The 18,613-nt window shown below is 46.8% G+C and carries 15 protein-coding genes, 1 tRNA gene, 1 pseudogene and 2 riboswitches; of the genes and pseudogenes, 8 read left to right on the top strand and 9 right to left on the bottom strand.

The window, feature by feature from the left end:
* Window positions 1-823: 823 nt before the first annotated feature.
* From KME11_03945 to KME11_03915, 7 genes and pseudogenes are all read left to right on the top strand, one after another.
* Window positions 824-2,359, top strand: a complete 1,536-nt coding sequence (locus KME11_03945) for a calcium-binding protein (GenBank protein MBW4514355.1) — start codon at window positions 824-826, stop codon at window positions 2,357-2,359.
* A 476-nt stretch (window positions 2,360-2,835) separates the two neighbouring features.
* Window positions 2,836-2,932: riboswitch (TPP riboswitch) on the top strand.
* A 67-nt stretch (window positions 2,933-2,999) separates the two neighbouring features.
* Complete coding sequence (locus KME11_03940; protein ID MBW4514354.1) at window positions 3,000-4,496, top strand: Na+/proline symporter; 1,497 nt, start codon at window positions 3,000-3,002, stop codon at window positions 4,494-4,496.
* 153 nt (window positions 4,497-4,649) lie between these two features.
* Window positions 4,650-5,281: pseudogene (locus KME11_03935) on the top strand (Uma2 family endonuclease).
* Between the two features lie 125 nt (window positions 5,282-5,406).
* A riboswitch (TPP riboswitch) is annotated at window positions 5,407-5,503 on the top strand.
* Window positions 5,504-5,510: 7 nt separating this feature from the next.
* Window positions 5,511-6,884 (top strand): phosphomethylpyrimidine synthase, encoded by a 1,374-nt coding sequence (gene thiC / locus KME11_03930; protein ID MBW4514353.1) that lies wholly within the window; start codon window positions 5,511-5,513, stop codon window positions 6,882-6,884.
* 133 nt (window positions 6,885-7,017) lie between these two features.
* The gene (locus KME11_03925) at window positions 7,018-7,614 is read left to right on the top strand and encodes a hypothetical protein (protein ID MBW4514352.1); all 597 of its coding nucleotides are present in this window, start codon (window positions 7,018-7,020) and stop codon (window positions 7,612-7,614) included.
* Between the two features lie 95 nt (window positions 7,615-7,709).
* Window positions 7,710-9,398: a CTP synthase gene (locus KME11_03920; protein ID MBW4514351.1), complete on the top strand. Its 1,689-nt coding sequence runs from the start codon at window positions 7,710-7,712 to the stop codon at window positions 9,396-9,398.
* A gap of 101 nt (window positions 9,399-9,499) precedes the next feature.
* Window positions 9,500-9,573: transfer RNA gene (locus tag KME11_03915), tRNA-Val, on the top strand.
* 315 nt (window positions 9,574-9,888) lie between these two features.
* Here the strand turns inward: KME11_03915 and KME11_03910 are convergent.
* The 5 genes from KME11_03910 to rfbF all read right to left on the bottom strand — a co-directional run bounded on the left by KME11_03910 (window position 9,889) and on the right by rfbF (window position 14,919).
* A complete protein-coding gene (locus KME11_03910) occupies window positions 9,889-11,202 on the bottom strand; it encodes a Gfo/Idh/MocA family oxidoreductase (protein ID MBW4514350.1) in 1,314 nt (437 codons plus the stop codon).
* Between the two features lie 7 nt (window positions 11,203-11,209).
* Window positions 11,210-11,758, bottom strand: a complete 549-nt coding sequence (gene rfbC / locus KME11_03905) for a dTDP-4-dehydrorhamnose 3,5-epimerase (GenBank protein ID MBW4514349.1) — start codon at window positions 11,756-11,758, stop codon at window positions 11,210-11,212.
* A complete protein-coding gene (locus KME11_03900) occupies window positions 11,758-12,786 on the bottom strand; it encodes an SDR family oxidoreductase (GenBank protein ID MBW4514348.1) in 1,029 nt (342 codons plus the stop codon). Before KME11_03900 ends, rfbC begins: the two co-directional genes overlap by 1 nt.
* Before the next feature lie 40 nt (window positions 12,787-12,826).
* The gene (gene lhgO / locus KME11_03895) at window positions 12,827-14,050 is read right to left on the bottom strand and encodes an L-2-hydroxyglutarate oxidase (protein MBW4514347.1); all 1,224 of its coding nucleotides are present in this window, start codon (window positions 14,048-14,050) and stop codon (window positions 12,827-12,829) included.
* Window positions 14,051-14,145: 95 nt separating this feature from the next.
* The gene (gene rfbF, locus KME11_03890; GenBank protein MBW4514346.1) at window positions 14,146-14,919 is read right to left on the bottom strand and encodes a glucose-1-phosphate cytidylyltransferase; all 774 of its coding nucleotides are present in this window, start codon (window positions 14,917-14,919) and stop codon (window positions 14,146-14,148) included.
* Window positions 14,920-15,498: 579 nt separating this feature from the next.
* On the opposite strand from rfbF, the gene KME11_03885 reads away from it, so the two are divergent.
* The gene (locus KME11_03885; protein MBW4514345.1) at window positions 15,499-15,897 is read left to right on the top strand and encodes a single-stranded DNA-binding protein; all 399 of its coding nucleotides are present in this window, start codon (window positions 15,499-15,501) and stop codon (window positions 15,895-15,897) included.
* 105 nt (window positions 15,898-16,002) lie between these two features.
* Here KME11_03885 and KME11_03880 read toward each other — a convergent pair whose 3' ends face one another.
* The 4 genes from KME11_03880 to KME11_03865 all read right to left on the bottom strand — a co-directional run bounded on the left by KME11_03880 (window position 16,003) and on the right by KME11_03865 (window position 18,564).
* Window positions 16,003-16,857: a hypothetical protein gene (locus tag KME11_03880; protein ID MBW4514344.1), complete on the bottom strand. Its 855-nt coding sequence runs from the start codon at window positions 16,855-16,857 to the stop codon at window positions 16,003-16,005.
* 115 nt (window positions 16,858-16,972) lie between these two features.
* Window positions 16,973-17,572, bottom strand: a complete 600-nt coding sequence (locus KME11_03875; GenBank protein MBW4514343.1) for a DUF1517 domain-containing protein — start codon at window positions 17,570-17,572, stop codon at window positions 16,973-16,975.
* A gap of 27 nt (window positions 17,573-17,599) precedes the next feature.
* Window positions 17,600-17,932 carry a hypothetical protein gene (locus KME11_03870; protein MBW4514342.1) on the bottom strand — a complete coding sequence of 111 codons (333 nt, stop codon included), beginning with the start codon at window positions 17,930-17,932 and terminating at the stop codon, window positions 17,600-17,602.
* Complete coding sequence (locus KME11_03865; GenBank protein ID MBW4514341.1) at window positions 17,926-18,564, bottom strand: hypothetical protein; 639 nt, start codon at window positions 18,562-18,564, stop codon at window positions 17,926-17,928. The genes KME11_03870 and KME11_03865 overlap by 7 nt, the downstream gene beginning before the upstream one ends.
* Between the last annotated feature and the right edge of the window lie 49 nt (window positions 18,565-18,613).

Below are 18,613 nucleotides of genomic sequence, written 5' to 3'. Positions count from 1 at the left end.
AGACGTTCTTCAGATGGTTTTAGCAGGGCAATTGCGTACGATGCGAGTATAGAAACCAGCAAGAGCAGGCGGAAACAGCAAATGAGAGCGGCAAATAGGAAGGAGTCTAGCAATCAAAAGCAGTTAATGGGACGGCATCGCGGTAGCTCAAGGTGAGAACTGAACCACAGTAGCAAAGTCGTAAGTTATCTCAAAAACAAAATAAATGCTGTTCTTAGGTAAAAAAACCGACTGAGCAGAGGTAAATACTGTGTGTAAAAATATTTTAGGTTAACTGAAACTAATGTCATAAAGACTAAGAGATTTGCACAAAGTATTTGATTTCCTCTTGATTTTATGGCGATCGCTAACAGATAAAATTTTTATAAATGATTGATTTTAATTAACTTGCTTTACTTAAATTTTAACATCCAGTTCAAACAAATTAAGGATCATCTTTCTGCATAAATTTTACTACGAATAACTCTCGCTATCTTCTCTATAAAAGAATTACAGACTCTATTCTCTTAATTTTTTAATCTGAGAATAGAGTTTTTTGCTTAAATAATTAACTAATTAATAGAATCAACTTTCATATAAAATATGACGTTTATTTCGATTCTAATCATACTTTATTCAAGACTTTTTCTGACTTTTTAAGACCGACACATTTACTCAAGAATTCTAAATTGAATACAAGGTTGAATCAATCGATCGCTCAGCAAAAAGATAATAATTCTTCTTCTAAAAAGCGATTTTTTGGTAACTCAATCCCTGGCAAAATTTAAATCAATATTTGCCATTTCACTCAAACACTTTACTTCTTAAAAAAGGACAAACGACCATGGCACTAATTAACGGAACTAACGGCAACGATCAACTGTTTGGTGGTGTTACAGATGACCAGATCAACGGTTTAGCAGGTAATGATCTGCTGTTTGGCGATGCGGGTAACGATATCCTTTCGGGTGGAACTGGCATTGATATTATGCGAGGTGGCAGCGGCAACGATTTTTATGTGGTCGATGTCGAGCAAGATCAGGTGATTGAAGAGGTTAATGCTGGAATCGACACTGTTCAATCAAGTTCTCGTATCACTACTCTTTCAGCTAATGTGGAAAATCTGGAAATCATTGGTAATGCAGAGGTGGTAGGTCGAGGTAACGAACTTAACAACATCATTAACGGTAGCGTTACCGCCCGAAATAGCCTGTTTGGTGGCGGAGGTGATGATGTTTTGAACGGTGCTGACCTGGCTGATCGATTATTTGGCGAATCTGGGAGGAATATTCTCAATGGCAACGGTGGAAACGACGAACTCACGGGTAGCACTGGCGATGTGATGAACGGCGGCAACGGCGACGATCTTTATATCGTGAATGGGAATCCAACCATTAACGAAGCAATCAATGCCGGAGTTGATACGGTTCGATCGAATAGTGATTTTACTTTGGGAGCAAATCTTGAGAATCTTATCCTGGCTGGTGGGATTAACGGTACCGGAAATGAATTAAATAACGTCATTTCTGGAAATTTTCAAAACAATATTCTCAAAGGAAACGCCGGAGATGATGTGCTTGGATTGCGAGGCAACGTTATTAATAACTTTGAGCTAGGTCTGGTTGATCTGGGCGACCCTGGGGATGATACGCTAGATGGCGGGACTGGCAATGACAACATGGCTGGCGGAATTGGCAATGATACCTACATTGTCGATAGCATTGGAGATGTGGTGATTGAAACCGTAAGTTCGGTTGCTGATCCTGAAAATGGATTTATCTTTCAGGGTGGTATTGATACGGTGCAATCTTCGGTAAACTTTACCTTGGGCAATCTGGTTGAAAACCTTACTTTGACCGGAGCAGCAGCGATCGATGGCACTGGCAACAGTCTCAATAACACTCTCATCGGTAATGATAAAGCTAATGTATTAGATGGTCAGGCAGGGAATGATATTCTCTTGGGTCAAGGAGGGGCAGATGTGCTTCGGGGTGGTTTGGGTAACGATACGCTAGTTGGCGGCAAAGGCAAAGATGTCTTGACTGGCGGGGCTGGCGCAGATGCTTTTGTCTTTGATATCGGTTCCCCTTACAAGCAGGCGGCGATCGGTAAAGATGTAATCAAAGATTTTGCGATCGACCTGGACAAAATCGTGCTCGATCGAACCACTTTTGGCAACATTAGTAAATCTGACTTTGCGATCGTGGCTGACAATATTGATGCGGCTACCAGTTCTAAACTAATTGTTTACAGCGAAGCAACAGGCAAGTTGTTCTTTAATCAGAATGGTAGCAGTGGCGGCTTCGGGCAGGGTGGATATTTCGCGACTCTGCAAGGTGCCCCCAGCATCACTGTCAATGATATTGCCATTCAGGCGTGAACTTAATCTGCACCTAGTTTAGATACTATTAGTGACAAACTGTTGGTATGAATAGCTTGCTAGCGATGTGATTGGAAGGAGCCTAAATAGTTCTAGTCCCCTGTTCCAACTCCTGATCATTTTGAATCCTAGCAGCAAAAAATACCCTCTCTCACGTTCTAATTAGAGCGTGAGTTTTTTCCTTTTTTATAAATGAAACGATGAAACGTCTTCTGCCAAAGAAGTGTGGGTTTACTAAGGAGTTGCGTGAAAAAAACACCCCAATGGGATGCATTGACTTATCAGCCCCCTAAATCCCCCATTCTGGGGGACTTTGACAGGTTCGGAAGTCCTGCCCCAGAATGGGGGATTTAGGGGGCGGTTCGGGGCGTTATTTAATTGCAACTCCCTAACTGTCGTAGAAATTGCTAGCTTGAGCAGAATCAATCTTAATCCTGAAATTATTCAAGCCTGCAAAGCTTTAATGATATGCTTACAGACTAAGCTAGGGGTGCCTGAGCAATCAGGCTGAGATTACACCCTTGGAACCTGAGCCTGGATCATACCAGCGGAGGGAAGCGTTGATTAGGACTGTTATCCAAAATCCAAAATTCTCTAAAGTTCCGCCTCTAGCGCCACTGTTTTATCGCGTGAGGTTTATATGTCTGTTGGAGCGATCGCACTATTAGTCATGCTAGTGACTGCTGGATTATTTGCCCTTTTAGGAATTCTCCATGCCAGTAAAACGGCTTTGAATTTAGAAGATTACATGGTGAGCCGCAACCGCTTTGGCACCTGGATGGCGCTGGCAACCATTGTGACTTCGGCAATGGGAGTCTGGATTCTGTTTAGTCCGCCTCAAGTGGGTGCGACTAGCGGCATTGCAGGGATTATTGGCTATTGTATTGGATCGGCTGCACCGATTATTGCGTTTGCTAAAGTTGGGACTCGTATTCGTCAGTTAATGCCAAACGGACATTCGCTCAATGAGTTTGTTTTGTATCGTTTTGGGAATGCAATGTACCTGCTGACACTGGTCATTATTGTGTTCTATATGTTTATCTATTTGGCGGCAGAGTTAACGGCGATCGCTAAAGCGACAGAGCTTATTGCAGGCGTTCCTCTCTACGTCACAGCACTTGTTGTGATTACTGCAACTTTCATTTACACAACCTATGGTGGGTTAGGAGCAGCAGTATTTACCGATGCGATTCAATTTGTCGTAATTATCCCTTTGTTGATTGTTAGCTTAATCGTCGCTATTGTTGCATTAGGCGGCTGGGAAGCTGCACTACAGCCCGTGCAGGCCAAAGCGCCTGAACTTTTCAACTTGGCAAACATAGATGCTATTAAATTTGGTGCATCTTTGGTGATTGCAATTTTAGCAGCTGAATTTTTTAACCAGAGCAACTGGCAACGAGTTTATGCCTGTCGGGATGACCGAACAGTGCAACAAGCATTTTTAGGGTCGGCGATCGCCATTATTCCCATGATTTTTCTGGGTGGAATCTTGGGGATTTTGGCAATGCATTTTGGGTTTAACGACGATCGCGCCTTTTTCTCACTGCTGCAAAAGCTGGAATTACCGCTATGGTTCACTATGAGCGTTTTGGTGCTGGCGTTGGCGCTGGTGATGAGTACGCTCTCGGCATTGCTCAATGGAATTGCTAGCGTTTTTACCATTGATTTGATTCGTTTGTTTCCGCAAATGCAGTCTAGCGGATTGCTGCGAACCTCACGGGCACTGACGATCGCAGCAGGCGTTCCAGCGATCGCCATTGCGGCGCAAGGGTATGACGTGCTTTATCTATTCTTGTTAGCAGATTTAATTTGTGCGGGGGCGGTTGTTCCGGTCGTTTATGGCATGTATTCTCGTAAATTAACAGGGGCGATCGCAGTCATGAGTTCGGTTGCTGGAATTGCTGCTGGGGCATTATTTTTTCCTAAATCCGACTTTACAGCCTGGTTAAATATTCCCTATGGCGGCGATTTGTTAGTCAGCTTTGCGGCGGCGGTATTCGTGTCAGCAAGTATTGTCTTAGTATGGACGGCAATGATGGGGAGCGATCGGCTCTTTGACTTTGCCCAACTCAGCGATCGAGCAAAGACTTATACAGAGCCAACAGAAGGCGCGGCATTTACGGAAAACATCCCCTAAAGAAGTGAAGCGATCGTATCTAGATCTCCAAAACCTTTAAGATCTGGGAATCTGAATGGAAGGCGACAATATAATCTTGGCGGCTCAATCCATTGACTTCAGGCAACTTTAGGGAGCTTTAGAAGACACCCATGTTCATGCTTCAACTCAAACATGGATGTTCCTCCAGGGCACCGTGTGCTTTTGCACAATGTGAGTTGGCAAGAATTTGAACTGATTCTTGAAGACTTCGGAGAACGTCGGACGACTCGTCTAGCCTATCATCAAGGAACGCTAGAAATCGTGGCTCCACTTCCCAAGCATGAACACACAAAAGTTGTCGTTTCCAACCTTTTAGTTGTTTTGCTCGACGAACTTGACATGGACTGGGAACCCCTAGGATCAACCACCCTCCGGCGCAAAGAAATGGCAGCAGGCATTGAACCTGATGATTGCTTCTATATCAAAAATCATGCCTTGATGATTGGGAAGGAACGAATTGATCTAAACGTTGATCCGCCGCCTGATTGAGCCATTGAAATTGATGTAACTTCTAAAACCCAACTGAGTGCCTATGAAGCGTTGGGTGTTCCAGAAACTTGGCGTTACGAGAGCCATAAACTACAAATTAGTCTCTTGCAAAACGGTGTGAATACGTCGAATCTGAGAGCAGTCTGGCGTTCCCTAACTTTCCAGTTGTTGAAGGCATTTCTCGGTTTTTGGACTTCAGCCGCACAGCCGGAACCCGTCCGGCACTAAAGGCTTTTCGTCAGTGGGTGAAAGAGCATCTCGGTAACTTCGCCTAACTAAGCCTCCTTTCTCGGCACTAAAGGCTTTTCGTCAGTGGGTGAAAGAGCATCTCGGTAACTTCGCCTAACTAAGCCTCCTTTCTGAAATCTGATTGCTCTGTGACCTCTGGGGTGATAGGATTTGCTCAAGCTAGGGGTGTCTGAATCTTCAGGCTGAGAACATACCCTGAGAACCTGATATCGGGTCATACCGACGGAGGGAAGCTGTCACTTAGGAGAAAATTAAATGCGTACAGAGTGGATCGCGAAACGGCGTGGACAGAGTAATGTGTCTCAAATGCACTATGCTCGACAGGGAATGGTGACTGAGGAAATGGAGTTTGTGGCGCGGCGGGAAAGTTTGTCTGTGGCGCTCATTCAGGCAGAAGTGGCGCGGGGTAGGATGATTATTCCCGCAAATATTAACCACACAAATTTAGAACCGATGGCGATCGGGATTGCTTCTAAATGCAAAGTGAATGCCAACATTGGCGCATCACCTAATTCTTCTGGGTTGACTGAAGAAATTGACAAGCTAAATTTAGCGGTTAAATATGGGGCAGATACCGTCATGGATCTGTCTACGGGCGGCGGCAATTTAGACGAAATTCGGACGGCGATTATTCAGGCTTCACCCGTGCCGATCGGGACAGTTCCGGTGTATCAAACCCTAGAAAGCGTCCATGGCAATATTGAAAATCTGACTGCCGATGACTTTTTGCAGGTGATTGAAAAGCACGCGCAGCAAGGGGTTGATTATCAAACCATTCATGCTGGAATTTTGATTGAGCATTTGCCCTTGGTGAGAGAGCGCTTAACAGGAATTGTGTCGCGTGGGGGCGGCATTTTAGCGCGGTGGATGTTACATCATCATAAACAGAATCCGCTTTACACACACTTCGATGACATCATTGAGATCTTCAAAAAATACGATGTGTCGTTCAGCCTAGGCGATTCCCTACGACCCGGATGCACGCACGATGCGTCGGATGCGGCACAACTAGCAGAGCTAAAGACTTTGGGACAACTAACGCGACGCGCCTGGGAACACGATGTGCAAGTCATGGTGGAAGGTCCTGGGCACGTGCCAATGGATCAAATTGAATTTAATGTGCGCAAGCAAATGGAAGAATGTTCGGAAGCGCCCTTCTATGTGCTGGGCCCTTTGGTGACTGATATTGCCCCAGGTTATGACCACATTACTTCGGCGATCGGGGCGGCAATGGCAGGTTGGTATGGTACGGCAATGCTATGCTACGTTACGCCCAAAGAACATTTGGGTTTACCGAATGCGGAAGATGTTCGCAATGGCTTAATTGCCTACAAAATTGCGGCTCATGCAGCAGATATCGCTCGGCACAGACCTGGAGCACGCGATCGCGATGATGAACTTTCCCGCGCTCGCTATAACTTCGACTGGAATCGCCAGTTTGAGCTATCTCTAGATCCTGAACGCGCTAAGGAATACCACGACGAAACTTTGCCTGCTGACATTTATAAAACGGCTGAGTTTTGCTCAATGTGTGGCCCTAAGTTTTGCCCAATGCAAACCAAGGTCGATGCAGATGCCTTGACCGAGTTAGAAAAGTTCCTCGCAAAAGAGCCCGTAGGTCGCGCTTAGCTATTTAATCTCCTGATTCAGATTCTCAAATTTGTAAATAAGCTGAGAATCTGAATCAGAAATTACGCGATGATACCGAAGTAATAGATTTGGGATTAATGAAGGGGAAAATCTCGCATTCATTAATTTTATGCTGCAATATCCACTCAACTTAACCTTCAAAATTTGGACTTGGTCACCTAATAAAGTTTCGGTCACAGACAACCAAGGCAAATTGTTATTTATGGTTCGTCAAAAAGCGTTTCGCCTCAAGGAGGCTATTACGGTTTATGGCGATGAGCAAGAAACAACATCGCTCTATCATTTGAAAGCCGATCGCATCATCGATTTTTCTGCTCGCTACAATTTTACCGACAATACGGGTACTGTCATTGGCGGGGTTAAGCGCAAAGGAATGCAGTCGCTTTGGAGCGCCCGTTACAACATTTTTGATGGCGGCACCAATGAAAACGCTGTTCTCACCATTCAAGAAGATAACCCTTGGGTCAAGGTGGGTGATGCATTATTGTCAGAACTGCCCTTCGTTGGACTCTTTAGCGGCTACTTTCTCAACCCTACCTACTCCGTCAAGCGCCCTGATGGCAGCGTAGTCATGCGATTGGCAAAAACTCCAGGATTCCTTTCTCGACTCTTTACCATCAAGAAAGTGGATCAGTTGAGCGATCGCGAAGAAACTCAAGCAATTCTAAGTTTGCTCATGATGATTTTGCTAGAGCGTCGTCGAGGCTAAGCTGAACCTCCAAAAAATACGATCGCCCCCGGAGCGAAAGTCATAGCCTATGTCAAAATGTATGGGTTAATCGAGCCGAGAATCGGAAACCTGCTATGACTAAATTTGTATTCGTGACGGGTGGCGTTGTTTCGAGCATCGGCAAGGGCATCGTGGCATCTAGCCTGGGGCGATTGCTCAAGTCGCGCAACTACTCGGTGTCCATCCTCAAGCTCGATCCCTACATCAACGTTGACCCCGGCACCATGAGTCCATTTCAGCATGGCGAGGTGTTTGTCACTTGCGACGGCGCAGAGACAGATCTAGATTTGGGGCACTACGAGCGCTTCACTGACACTTCCATGTCTCGGTTAAACAACGTTACCACAGGCTCTATCTATCAGTCGGTGCTTAATAAAGAGCGACGAGGTGACTATAACGGGGGCACTGTGCAGGTAATTCCTCACATTACCAACGAAATCAAAGAGCGAATTCTGCGCGTTGCTAAAGATACCAATCCAGATGTCGTCATCACCGAGATTGGCGGCACAGTCGGCGATATTGAGTCATTGCCGTTTTTGGAGGCTATTCGTCAGTTTCGCAAAGATGTGGGGCGTAGGAACGTTTTGTATCTTCATGTAACGTTGGTACCCTGGATTCCTGCGGCGGGTGAGATGAAGACGAAGCCGACGCAGCACTCGGTCAAAGAATTGCGATCGATTGGGATTCAGCCCGATATCTTGGTGTGCCGCTGCGATCGCCCCATCCCAACGACACTCAAGGAAAAAATGGCTGAGTTTTGCGATGTTGATGCTGAGTGCGTCATCACTGCCCCCGATGTCAGTAGCATCTACGAAGTCCCTCTGGTAATGGAGCGGGAAGGCTTGGCGAACCAGGTGCTCTCTCTATTGCAGCTTGAGCAACGTCAGCCCGACTTGCGCGACTGGCAAACCCTAGTTAATCGTCTCCATAATCCGCAGCACCCCCTTGAAATCGCGATCGTCGGCAAATACGTTAGTCTGGGAGATGCCTATCTGTCTGTTGTAGAAGCTCTGCGCCATGCTGCCCTGGAAATTAGCGGCGACTTACGGCTGCGTTGGGTTAGTTCTGAAGATATTACGTCTGAAAATGTCGATGAAATGCTGGCAGGAGCACACGGAATTTTGGTTCCGGGTGGTTTTGGGGCACGCGGCATTGATGGCAAAATTAGTGCAATTCATTATGCCCGCGATCGCCAGATTCCTTTCCTAGGGTTATGTCTGGGAATGCAATGCTCGGTGATTGAGTGGGCGCGCAACGTGGCAAAGTTGGAAGATGCTAACAGTTCAGAGTTTGACACAGACTGCCAAAATCCAGTCATTGACCTCCTACCCGAACAGCAAGACGTAGTGGACTTGGGCGGCACAATGCGCGTAGGGCTTTATCCTTGCCGTACGTTGCCTAACAGCCTTGCCAACCGTCTTTACGGTCAAGAAGTGATCTACGAGCGGCATCGCCATCGCTGGGAATTTAATAACGCTTACCGCAATCTCTTTTTGGAGCTAGGCTACCAGGTCAGCGGCACCTCACCCGATGGGCGATTAGTCGAAATGATTGAGCTTCCCAGCCATCCCTTCTTTCTAGCCACTCAGTTCCATCCAGAGTTCCAATCTCGCCCTAGTAAGCCTCATCCCTTATTTCAAGGGTTTGTGCAAGCCGCGATCGCTCTCACAAATCCTTCGCTTCAATCTGCCGCCGCATCTTCAGACCAACCTCCTGAGCAACCTCCTGCACCAGAGCTAAGTGCTAATTTGGGGAGCAGTTAAGGCGATCGATGCATCTTATTCCCAGCAAGCAATCAAAGTTTTAGTTAAACAAGTTTGCCGCTGGGATAGATGTTGTGCTATTGTCATAGACGGTTCATTATGGACGCATAGCTCAGTTGGTTAGAGCACCACGTTGACATCGTGGGGGTCACTGGTTCGAGTCCAGTTGTGTCCATTGGGTTTGTACAATATCTAATTTAGATGTCATTAGTGACAGATTAGTGTCGTTGGGGATACTTTAATGTCGTCAGGAAATGTCGTCAGGACAAATTAGTGTCATCAAACTGCTAGTGACAAATTGGTGTCATCTAAAATGTCAAAGTAGTGCTCTCTTTCAACTTCATAACGTAATCCTACAATTAATTTTCAGACTACAATTAATTTTCAGAATGCAATCCTAAAAACATAGGACAGAGCCTCAATGAAACTCTGTCCTAATAGATTAGAGATAGCGATCGCTGCTTACTTTACATATCGCTAGGGTTCAACCCTACACAGCCACCAATTGAGGCACAGCCCCGGCGAAATAAGCGGTTTGCTCAGCCCGCAGCTTGTCGCATAGCCGACCTTCTGGCACTTCCACATCATCGTAAGTTAGCACTTGATCTTTCGGAATATCGCGCTTCAGGCGGCAGCCCTCGGCTAAGCCCATGGGCAACAGGTTTTCAGCTTGAGTCACGTCAGAGTTTTCGCATTGCCCGTAGGTCATGTAATAGCCAATCGGGTCGATCGTCTCACCTGCTTTCAGGTCAATTTTTGCGGTAGCAACTACATCGACTAAAGGTGCACCCAGCGGCGACAGAACGCGATCGTGGAACAACACTGCCCGCGCTACCGACAACGGCACTTCAAAGTGGCAAAGGTGATAAGGAGTATAGAAGCTGTAGAGCGGCCCTTCACCCAGTTTGTACAGGTTCAGATAATGCTTTTGCTTCGGATCATCATGCGTCCCCAGAACAAAAACGCCAGGGCCGGGTTGGGAACCCACGACATAATCGACAATGCCGCCCCACTCTTTGAGCATATCGATGTCGTACTTCTTGGTCAGGTCGTCAACGTGTCCTCTGTAGTCGTAGCCCAACATCCCGCGCTTGCAAACTCTCATGCCAGTGCCATTAGCCACGATCGCCTGTTCAAAAGAAATCTTGGTGCCATCGGCGAAGCTGGTGACCATGTGAGCTTTTTGTCCCCACTGTTTCGCAAAGCTTTCTTGCGTGGTGGGATTGCGGTAAGGATCTTGCAAACCCTTGATGTTGCCGCACAGCAGCGGCGTTAAGCCAATGCTTTTGACAAACCGATAGAGGTTCATCTCTACCCCAGGCTGATCGCCATCGCAAGCGCTTAAAATCACGCCAGCTTTGTCAGCGTAGACTTTCAAGATTGGCCCAATCGTTCCGTCTAGCTCGGCATCCATCATGATGACGTGTTTGCGGTGGGCGATCGCCTCCATAATCACCATTGCGCCAAATTCGATCGCTCCAGTCACTTCAATCAGCGCATCAATGCCTTCAGCCTGGCACAGCAGCATCGGATCATCGGTGATAGCGTATTGGTTTTGGGCGATCGCCGCTTCCAGTTGAGCCACAGTCGAGACGGTTTTTATATCAGTTACGCCTGCTTCGGTGTAAGCCCGCTGCGCCGCTTCCGCATTCCGGTTAGAGATAGCAACCAACTCCATTCCCGGCACAGAATTCATAATTTGGTTGGCAATGCCTCTCCCCATGAAGCCAGCCCCAACCATCCCAACTTTAATGGGGTTACCCGCTTCAGCACGGGCTTTAAGTGCAGTATCAACGATAAACATCATGGCGTTACGAAACTCCTACAGAAACGGTTTCAAACAATGCCCAGGCAGCATCTTTTTCGGAAATCACGGTGACAGGTACAGGCCACTCAATCCCAAAAGTGGGGTCATCGTAGCGCAAGCCGCGCTCGTAGCCAGGCGTGTAAAATTCTCCTACCTGATAAACAACCTCAGCCCCATCAGTAAGCGCCTGATATCCATGGGCAAACAGTTCTGGAATATAGAGCGATCGATGATTATCTGCTGTTAACTCAACCCCAATATGCTCCATGTAGGTCGGGGAATCGGGGCGCATGTCGATAATGACATCGTAAATTGCTCCTTTTGTGCATCTCACTAGCTTTGTTTCGCAGGCGGGCGCAATTTGATAATGCATTCCCCTCAGGGTTCCAGCGAGGTAGTTGTATGACAAATTGCACTGCGCCACGGTGGGCTTCAGTCCATGCTCTGCAAATTCTTGGGCACAGAACGTTCGAGCAAACGCGCCCCGATTATCTGCCCGTAGATCTAGATCGAGGATAAATGCGCCTTTGAGCTTGGTTTCTGTAAAAATCATTATTTATGGCTCCAGAAGAAGTCTTTGTCAATTTGTTGGGTACGAATCAAATACTCAAGCTGTTTCAAGCGCGTAAACCCACGGGACTGAAAGACTTCTTGAGTCATATCAATTTGAGAGAAGATATCAAATAACTGCTGTGCGCCGCGTTCTGCATTCCACTCGCACTTAAAACCAGGAAGTTGAGTGTTGATTTTTTCAAAAGAAACGCGGTAGCTGCGGTTATCAGAGCCGCTGTCGCCAAAGCTGAGTTCGCAACCCTTGAAAACGCCTGCTACAATTTCGGCAATTTGCTTGACCTGATAGTTGTTAGCCGTGTCACCCACGTTAAACACCTGGTTGTGGATAATATCGCGGGGTGCTTCCAGTACACAAACTAGCGCTTTAGCAATGTCCAGCGCATGAACTAAGGGTCGCCAGGGAGTGCCGTCGCTGGTCATTTTAATTTTTTTCTCAGTCCAAGCGAGTCCTGATAGATTATTCAACACAATGTCAAACCGCATTCGAGGCGAAGCGCCAAAGGCAGTGGCATTACGCATAAAGGTCGGCGAGAAATTGTCGTCTGCCATGGGCTTCAGGTCGCGCTCGACGAATGCTTTGCATTCAGCGTAAGCCGTTTGAGGATTAACTCCTGTTTCTTCAGTAACATCGCTGTCAGAGGCAACGCCATAGACGCTGCAAGAGGACATATAGACAAAGCGCCGAACGCCTGCTTGCTTTGCTAGTTCGGCTAAACGAACTGAACCTTTGTGGTTAATGTCGTAGGTAATGGTGGGTGAAAGTTGTCCAGTAGGATCGTTGGAAAGCTCCGCCATGTGGACGATCGCCTCAATTCCTGCCAGATCCTCAACGGTAATGTGGCGAATATCTTTGTTAAGGGTTTTTGCCGTTAACTCGGTGCCGTTATACAGCCAACCGACCTTGTAATATCCAGTATCTACTGCTGTGACTTCATGTCCCCGCTCCATTAAAATCGGCGCGAACAATGATCCTAAATAACCTTCTGTACCTGTAACGAGAACTTTCATAGGAAATCCTGCTGAATTGAATTGTTGATATTGCCTTGAACTAGGCATTAATGGCAGCACGTAAATGCTGCTGTTCAGGAATGCGATCGACGATCGCTTTGCCAATTTCTAAAGAAGAGGTTGCCGCCGGAGAAGGCGCATTACAGACGTGCATTGAGTTTTCACCGTCAATGATTAAAAAGTCATCAACTAGCTTGCCGTCATTCATCAGCGCTTGTGCCCTGACTCCCGCATGGGTAGGAACTACGTCTTCCATCTGCACTTCTGGAATCAGTCGTTGCAGACTGCGCACAAATGCCGCCTTACTGAAAGAACGAATAATTTCTTGGATGCCTTCGTCGGCATGTTTTGCCGCCAGCTTCCAGAAACCAGGGAAGGTCATAACTTCAGCAAAATCTCGCAGGTCAAAATCAGTCTTTTTGTACCCTTCTCGCTTCAAGCTCAAGACGGCGTTAGGGCCTGCATGGACGCTGCCATCAATCATGCGGGTAAAGTGAACGCCTAGAAAGGGGAAGTCAGGGTTGGGCACTGGATAAATTAGCCCTTTGACTAAATGCCGTTTGGCAGGAGTCAGTTCGTAGTATTCGCCCCGGAACGGCACAATTTTGGCTTGCGGATCAACATTGCCCATTTTGGCAACGCGATCGCTTTGTAACCCCGCGCAGTTGATTACATACCGCGCTTCAAAACTGCCCTGATTAGTTTCTAACACCCGTCCTGAACCAGTTTCTACCATCCGGTTAACCCGCGTGTTGAGTCGCAATTCAGCCCCTTGTGCTCCAGCCAACTCCGCGTATTTTTGACAAACTTGCTTGTAGTCAGCAATACCCGTTGAAACAACTCTCACCCCAGCAATGCAGTCTACGTGGGGTTCGTATTCTAAAACTTCTTCCTTTGTTAACCGGAAAACTTCTAAGCCGTTTTCTAAACCTCGTTGGTAAAGGGTTTCTAACTGAGGTAGCTCTTTTTCCTGAGTGGCAATAATTACCTTGCCGCAAACTTCGTGAGGGATATTGTGCGATCGGCAAAAGTCCACCATCGACTGAGCGCCATTCCGACAAAACTTAGCCTTGTAGCTACCCGGCTTGTAATAGATTCCAGAATGAATGACACCACTATTGTTTCCTGTTTGATGAAATGCCCAACGGCTCTCTTTCTCCAGCACTAGGATCTTGGCGCTGGGATATTGCCGCCCCAACGTCATTGCTGTGGAAAGACCCACGATACCTCCACCAATTACCGCAAAATCATACATAGACTCCATTTGCCCTTGTTATTTGAATAACAACTAACTGAACTTGTAAAGATATAGACACAACTTATTAATGGCGACTTAACAAACTGACTAAGCTTTTCTAATTACCAAACTTTCCAGGGAGCCTTGTCATCTTTCCAAAGCTTTTCGAGATAATTTTTATCCTTGAGTGTGTCCATCGGTTGCCAGAAACCGCTGTGCTTGTAAGCAGAGAGTTGCCCGTCATGAGCTAGCTTTTTCAGCGGGTCATGTTCCCACATCACTGCATCATCGGCAATATAGTCAATCACGTGTGGCTCCAGCACAAAGTAGCCGCCGTTGATCCACGCGCCATCTCCTTCTGGCTTTTCATGGAACTGAGAGATTCTGGTTTGTTCTTGTCCTAAAGAAATTGCTCCGAATCGTCCTTCGGGCTGCACAGCAGTTAAGGTTGCCAAGCTCTCTTGATCTTTGTGAAACTCAATCAGTTCGGTAATGTTAACGTTGCTTACCCCGTCTCCGTAAGTGAAGCAAAAAGTTTCGTTCCCAACGTGCTCTCGCACGCGCTTTAAGCGTCCACCCGTCATAGTGTTTTCGCCAGTATCTACCAAGGTGACTCGCCAAGGCTCGGCGTATCCAGAATGGACATTCATTTGGTTAGAGCACATGTCAAATGTGACATCTGACATCCGTAGAAAGTAATTGGCAAAATACTCTTTAATGACATAGCCTTTGTAGCCGCAACAAATCACGAAATCGTTGATTCCATGATGGGAGTAGCTTTTCATAATGTGCCAAAGGATAGGCTGCCCGCCTATTTCAACCATGGGCTTGGGCTTGATGGCGGTTTCTTCGCTCAGTCTTGTACCCAGTCCACCCGCCAATATCACTGCTTTCATGCCATTACCTCTTAGCTCGCAATTCAGTGTTTACCGTTGAATTAGCTCTGTCATCAACTCAACCAGGAACTTATTTTATTTGTCTTGGAAGGTGCAGTTGCACGTCACCGTTAGGCAAGCAGTCGCTATGAAATCCTATGACAAAAACTTAGAAAGTAGCTGAACGCTTCGGTGATCAAAATTTACACCCTTATTCTTGTCTGTTTCTGTTTTTTGGATACACCTGAATTTGATGCCCTATAGCGAGAGTAACAAGAAGTATGAAGAGAGGCTGTAAAGGCAGAGTAAATAAACGATCGCCTCTGTAAAAACCCCATGAAAGCTCCGTAAGTTTATTTGCGTACTGAGTTAAGAACATGAGTTTGAAGCTAAGCCGACCTAGTAGCAGCGAAGACCACTGAAGGCTTTTGAACTGGGTGATAGTGGGCAATCAAGTTCGCCATTAGTTTAATAACGGCATTCTCTATCAACAGAATCGAACAGATGATGGGAGTGCTTACAGGCTTGGCTAGATACCAGACGGTGATGTGCTTTATATTTCCGGGAACTCTAACAGAAACCTAATTCTAGGAGTTTTTGATGGCAAGTAACGGGTTGAACAAGTGGATTGTCAGTGGTAACCTGGCGGCGGATGCTGAGATTAAGACGATCGCGTTAAAAAGCGGAGAACCAGCGACCGTGGCGGAGGCGACGTTGTACGTGCAGAAACCACGCAACCGGGAGGAGTCGTTTACGGTTGCATTGACGATTTGGGAAAAGTCGGCAGCTTGGCGGACGCTGCCTTATTTGAAGAAGGGGTCTTTGATTATTTGTACGGGGAAGGTGGAGCCAGATCCTTATATTTCAGCAAATGGGAATGTGCCAAGAGCGGGATTGAAGATGACAGTTTTGGATGTAGATTTGGATATTGTGAAGGATGGAGCAGAGGATGAGGGGATGGAAGTCGCAGAGAAGGAACAGGTTGTGGCGATCGCCTAAAATCAGCATTGACTAAAATTATTCATTAAAATTATTCATTAAAAAAAGAGGGGAAGTTTTTAGGCTTCTCCTCTTTTTTTATTACTAGATTACTGAATCAATGAATTAGCGTCGCCGTCTGGGTGCAGAGCGACGAACTCCGCTACTTCCAAAGCTTGGCTTTCTTTGTTGATACTGGGGATTAGAGTTTCTTTGACGCAATGTGTTAGAGCCAAAGCCTGAACCACTAGAGCGGGGTTGAGTGGTGGGAGTGCGAGGACGAGTCGTTGTTTGGGGCGATCGTACTCTTCCAGTTGAACGAAAGACCTGGCGATTTTTAACTTCAGCCGGAGGAGCTTGGTAGCGCGTTCTGTAGTTAGAGGCAGCCTGATCGTAAGTTCTGCCATAGCCACCATGACCCCTCAAGATCCCACCGGGTTGGTAAACAGGTGGGAAATAATATTGAGGTCTAAACAAAAGACTGCCTACAGCCTGCCCCGCCACAGCGCCAGCAAAAGGAGCCCAGAAGTTTGATTCTTGACGAACGACGACAGTTTGAGGTTGCCCAGTTTGAGGATCTGCAACGGTTTCGGTGACGTTGTGGACATATTCAATTTTGAAGTCTTCGGCGATATGAAGGGAAGGTTGACCGTTCTCTACTTTGAGATAGTTGCCTGTCTTTTGCATTACTTCTTCATCCGTTAGGCGCGCCATCTGAAGATTATCGGTTTTGAAAATAGCAGGTTGACCAGGGACAGTGTTCAGCAGGGCTAGTTGATACTCACCTGTACCATCGTCATAATTTGCTTGCTGAATCGGATATTTCCCATCGGTGATGCGGGTGTTTTGAGAAGCAGTCTGTTGTTGAGTTGCAGGTGTATTATTGGCTGAAGCATCCACTGATGGAGAACCACAGGAAGTAGTTACTACTCCTAAGAGAATGACCATTGAGAAGGCAATTGCCCGGCGTAAAGTAGCCATGATGTGGCACAGAGATGAGGGGATGACATTTTCCATTATTTGATATCGGGAAGGGTTAAACAAGGGGAAAGAACCGATGGATAAGGGTAGGAAACCGATGCGAGTTAGGTGAAAGCTATAGGGGAATCAGTTCAGGGAAATTGAGGATAAGCTGTTCGGAGGTGAGTTCGTCGCCAAATTGGGCAGGCGAGAAGTGAACTTGAATCGCGCGAAGACGATTTTGATAGTGCAAGTTAATTAAGGCTTTGAGAGCAGATTTGAGGGCGCTGAGGTCGGCAAGGTCGGTTTCAAGTTCGGGAGCTTCGCCTTCGCAGGCGATCGCCACCATAACGACGATATTCTCAGTCGCGGGTAAAGTTAATGGCTCTTCGGATAGATTTGTTGCGCCTAGGGTGCCGCTGTTGTATCGCTGGGCAGAGTCGGTGAAGAGTTCGTTGACGTAATCTCCAGCTTCTCCTTCATCAAAAAAAACATCGCCTTCGTTGGCTGCCGATCGCCAGTAGACATCATTTTGTAATAACGTTTGACAGATCTCGATGAGCCCTTCTCCTAAAATTTCTAAATCACCGTCACTATCAACAGCTTGTTGGGCAACGAGGTTAAATGCGCCCAGTAGAGGGGCAACTTCTTGTCCAGAGAGATGGAGCATGATGCGGCAAACGACAAACCGAGTTTTGCCAAGCATAGGATTGAAGCGATCGCGCCATGAAGTCATGTGTTTCCCTCAATTTCTTTCTTCACTTTAGAAGGGTGTGGCGGATTGGGGAAGGGGTTTGTAGAGGCGACAGATGAAACTGCCGATGCTATTAGGCTCAAATTGGATGCGGGTTCCGTCTTGCTGAAGAATATTGCGATCGCGACAGTTGTAAAATTCTGGGGGTTTTGTGATGCCATCAATACTAATAGAGGCGCGATATTGCCAGTAGTTTTTGGCGCTGCGTTGAATGTCTAAGATACAGACGGTGTGCTGGTTGACAGTGTGCTGATTAAAAGTCCGACAAGAAGCGGCAGCCGTGGGTAGGGAAAGCAGGATGGAGAGGACAAGGGGTAGGAAGAGGGCAGCAGTTCTCAACATAATTCTCTCTGAATTAGCAGCGGTTTCTTAAAGCAAGGAAACTGCATGACATCGGCAGCGGTTTGTTCTGAAGGGTTGAGGGTTTCGTCGATCGCTCCTGCCATTTGGAGGGCGCGGGTAACGAGTTCTGAGCAAAATAGAGCAGAAAAGTCGGGATTATTGTTTAATTTTATCAATTCGACCTGAGCCAGACCTGCGCCGATCGCTTGAATAAAGTCGTAGGGAGTTTCTTGGCTTTCAATGGTTTGGAGCCAAACTTGCAGCCTAGCGATGCCTCCGAGGGTCAGGGGAGTTTTGAGGGGTACCCACCAAGCCTGCCCCGGGTATTGGGCAAGACGGTTAAATAACCATTGAAATTGCACACTCAAGGCTTGCTTTCCTGTACCGACGCTCGGTAAGCTGCGATCGATATGAGATTCGGCAATGAGAATGGTATTTTCAGATGGGGCTTGGGTATCTACTGAATGAACGATCGCCACATGGACATAAATGGACTGAGTGGCAATTTTAACGATTTCTGAAGGGAAATCAGTGCCTGAGAAGGTAATGACATCCCCAATTTTTGCATGATTGCACACTGTTTGATAAGGAACCCATAGCAGCGGATCTGAAGCGTGGGACGGTTTGGGCACGGTCAATGAATCAATTTCTTCCAGGGGATTTAAATGGGATTTTACCCTC

The sequence above is a fragment of the Timaviella obliquedivisa GSE-PSE-MK23-08B genome (assembly GCA_019358855.1).
GTDB lineage: Bacteria > Cyanobacteriota > Cyanobacteriia > Elainellales > Elainellaceae > Timaviella > Timaviella obliquedivisa.
The sequence above is the reverse complement of the archived record's forward strand: the minus strand, read 5'-3'. Positions and strand labels throughout refer to the sequence as shown.

Coding starts and splice junctions, on each gene's coding strand:
- rfbF (MBW4514346.1), bottom strand. CDS start 14,919: ATGAAAGCAGTGATATTGGCGGGTGGACTGGGTACAAGACTGAGCGAA.
- KME11_03875 (MBW4514343.1), bottom strand. CDS start 17,572: ATGACTTCATGGCGCGATCGCTTCAATCCTATGCTTGGCAAAACTCGG.
- lhgO (MBW4514347.1), bottom strand. CDS start 14,050: ATGGAGTCTATGTATGATTTTGCGGTAATTGGTGGAGGTATCGTGGGT.
- KME11_03885 (MBW4514345.1), top strand. CDS start 15,499: ATGGCAAGTAACGGGTTGAACAAGTGGATTGTCAGTGGTAACCTGGCG.
- KME11_03900 (MBW4514348.1), bottom strand. CDS start 12,786: ATGAAAGTTCTCGTTACAGGTACAGAAGGTTATTTAGGATCATTGTTC.
- KME11_03940 (MBW4514354.1), top strand. CDS start 3,000: ATGTCTGTTGGAGCGATCGCACTATTAGTCATGCTAGTGACTGCTGGA.
- KME11_03920 (MBW4514351.1), top strand. CDS start 7,710: ATGACTAAATTTGTATTCGTGACGGGTGGCGTTGTTTCGAGCATCGGC.
- KME11_03870 (MBW4514342.1), bottom strand. CDS start 17,932: ATGTTGAGAACTGCTGCCCTCTTCCTACCCCTTGTCCTCTCCATCCTG.
- KME11_03880 (MBW4514344.1), bottom strand. CDS start 16,857: ATGGCTACTTTACGCCGGGCAATTGCCTTCTCAATGGTCATTCTCTTA.
- thiC (MBW4514353.1), top strand. CDS start 5,511: ATGCGTACAGAGTGGATCGCGAAACGGCGTGGACAGAGTAATGTGTCT.
- KME11_03910 (MBW4514350.1), bottom strand. CDS start 11,202: ATGTTTATCGTTGATACTGCACTTAAAGCCCGTGCTGAAGCGGGTAAC.
- KME11_03945 (MBW4514355.1), top strand. CDS start 824: ATGGCACTAATTAACGGAACTAACGGCAACGATCAACTGTTTGGTGGT.
- rfbC (MBW4514349.1), bottom strand. CDS start 11,758: ATGATTTTTACAGAAACCAAGCTCAAAGGCGCATTTATCCTCGATCTA.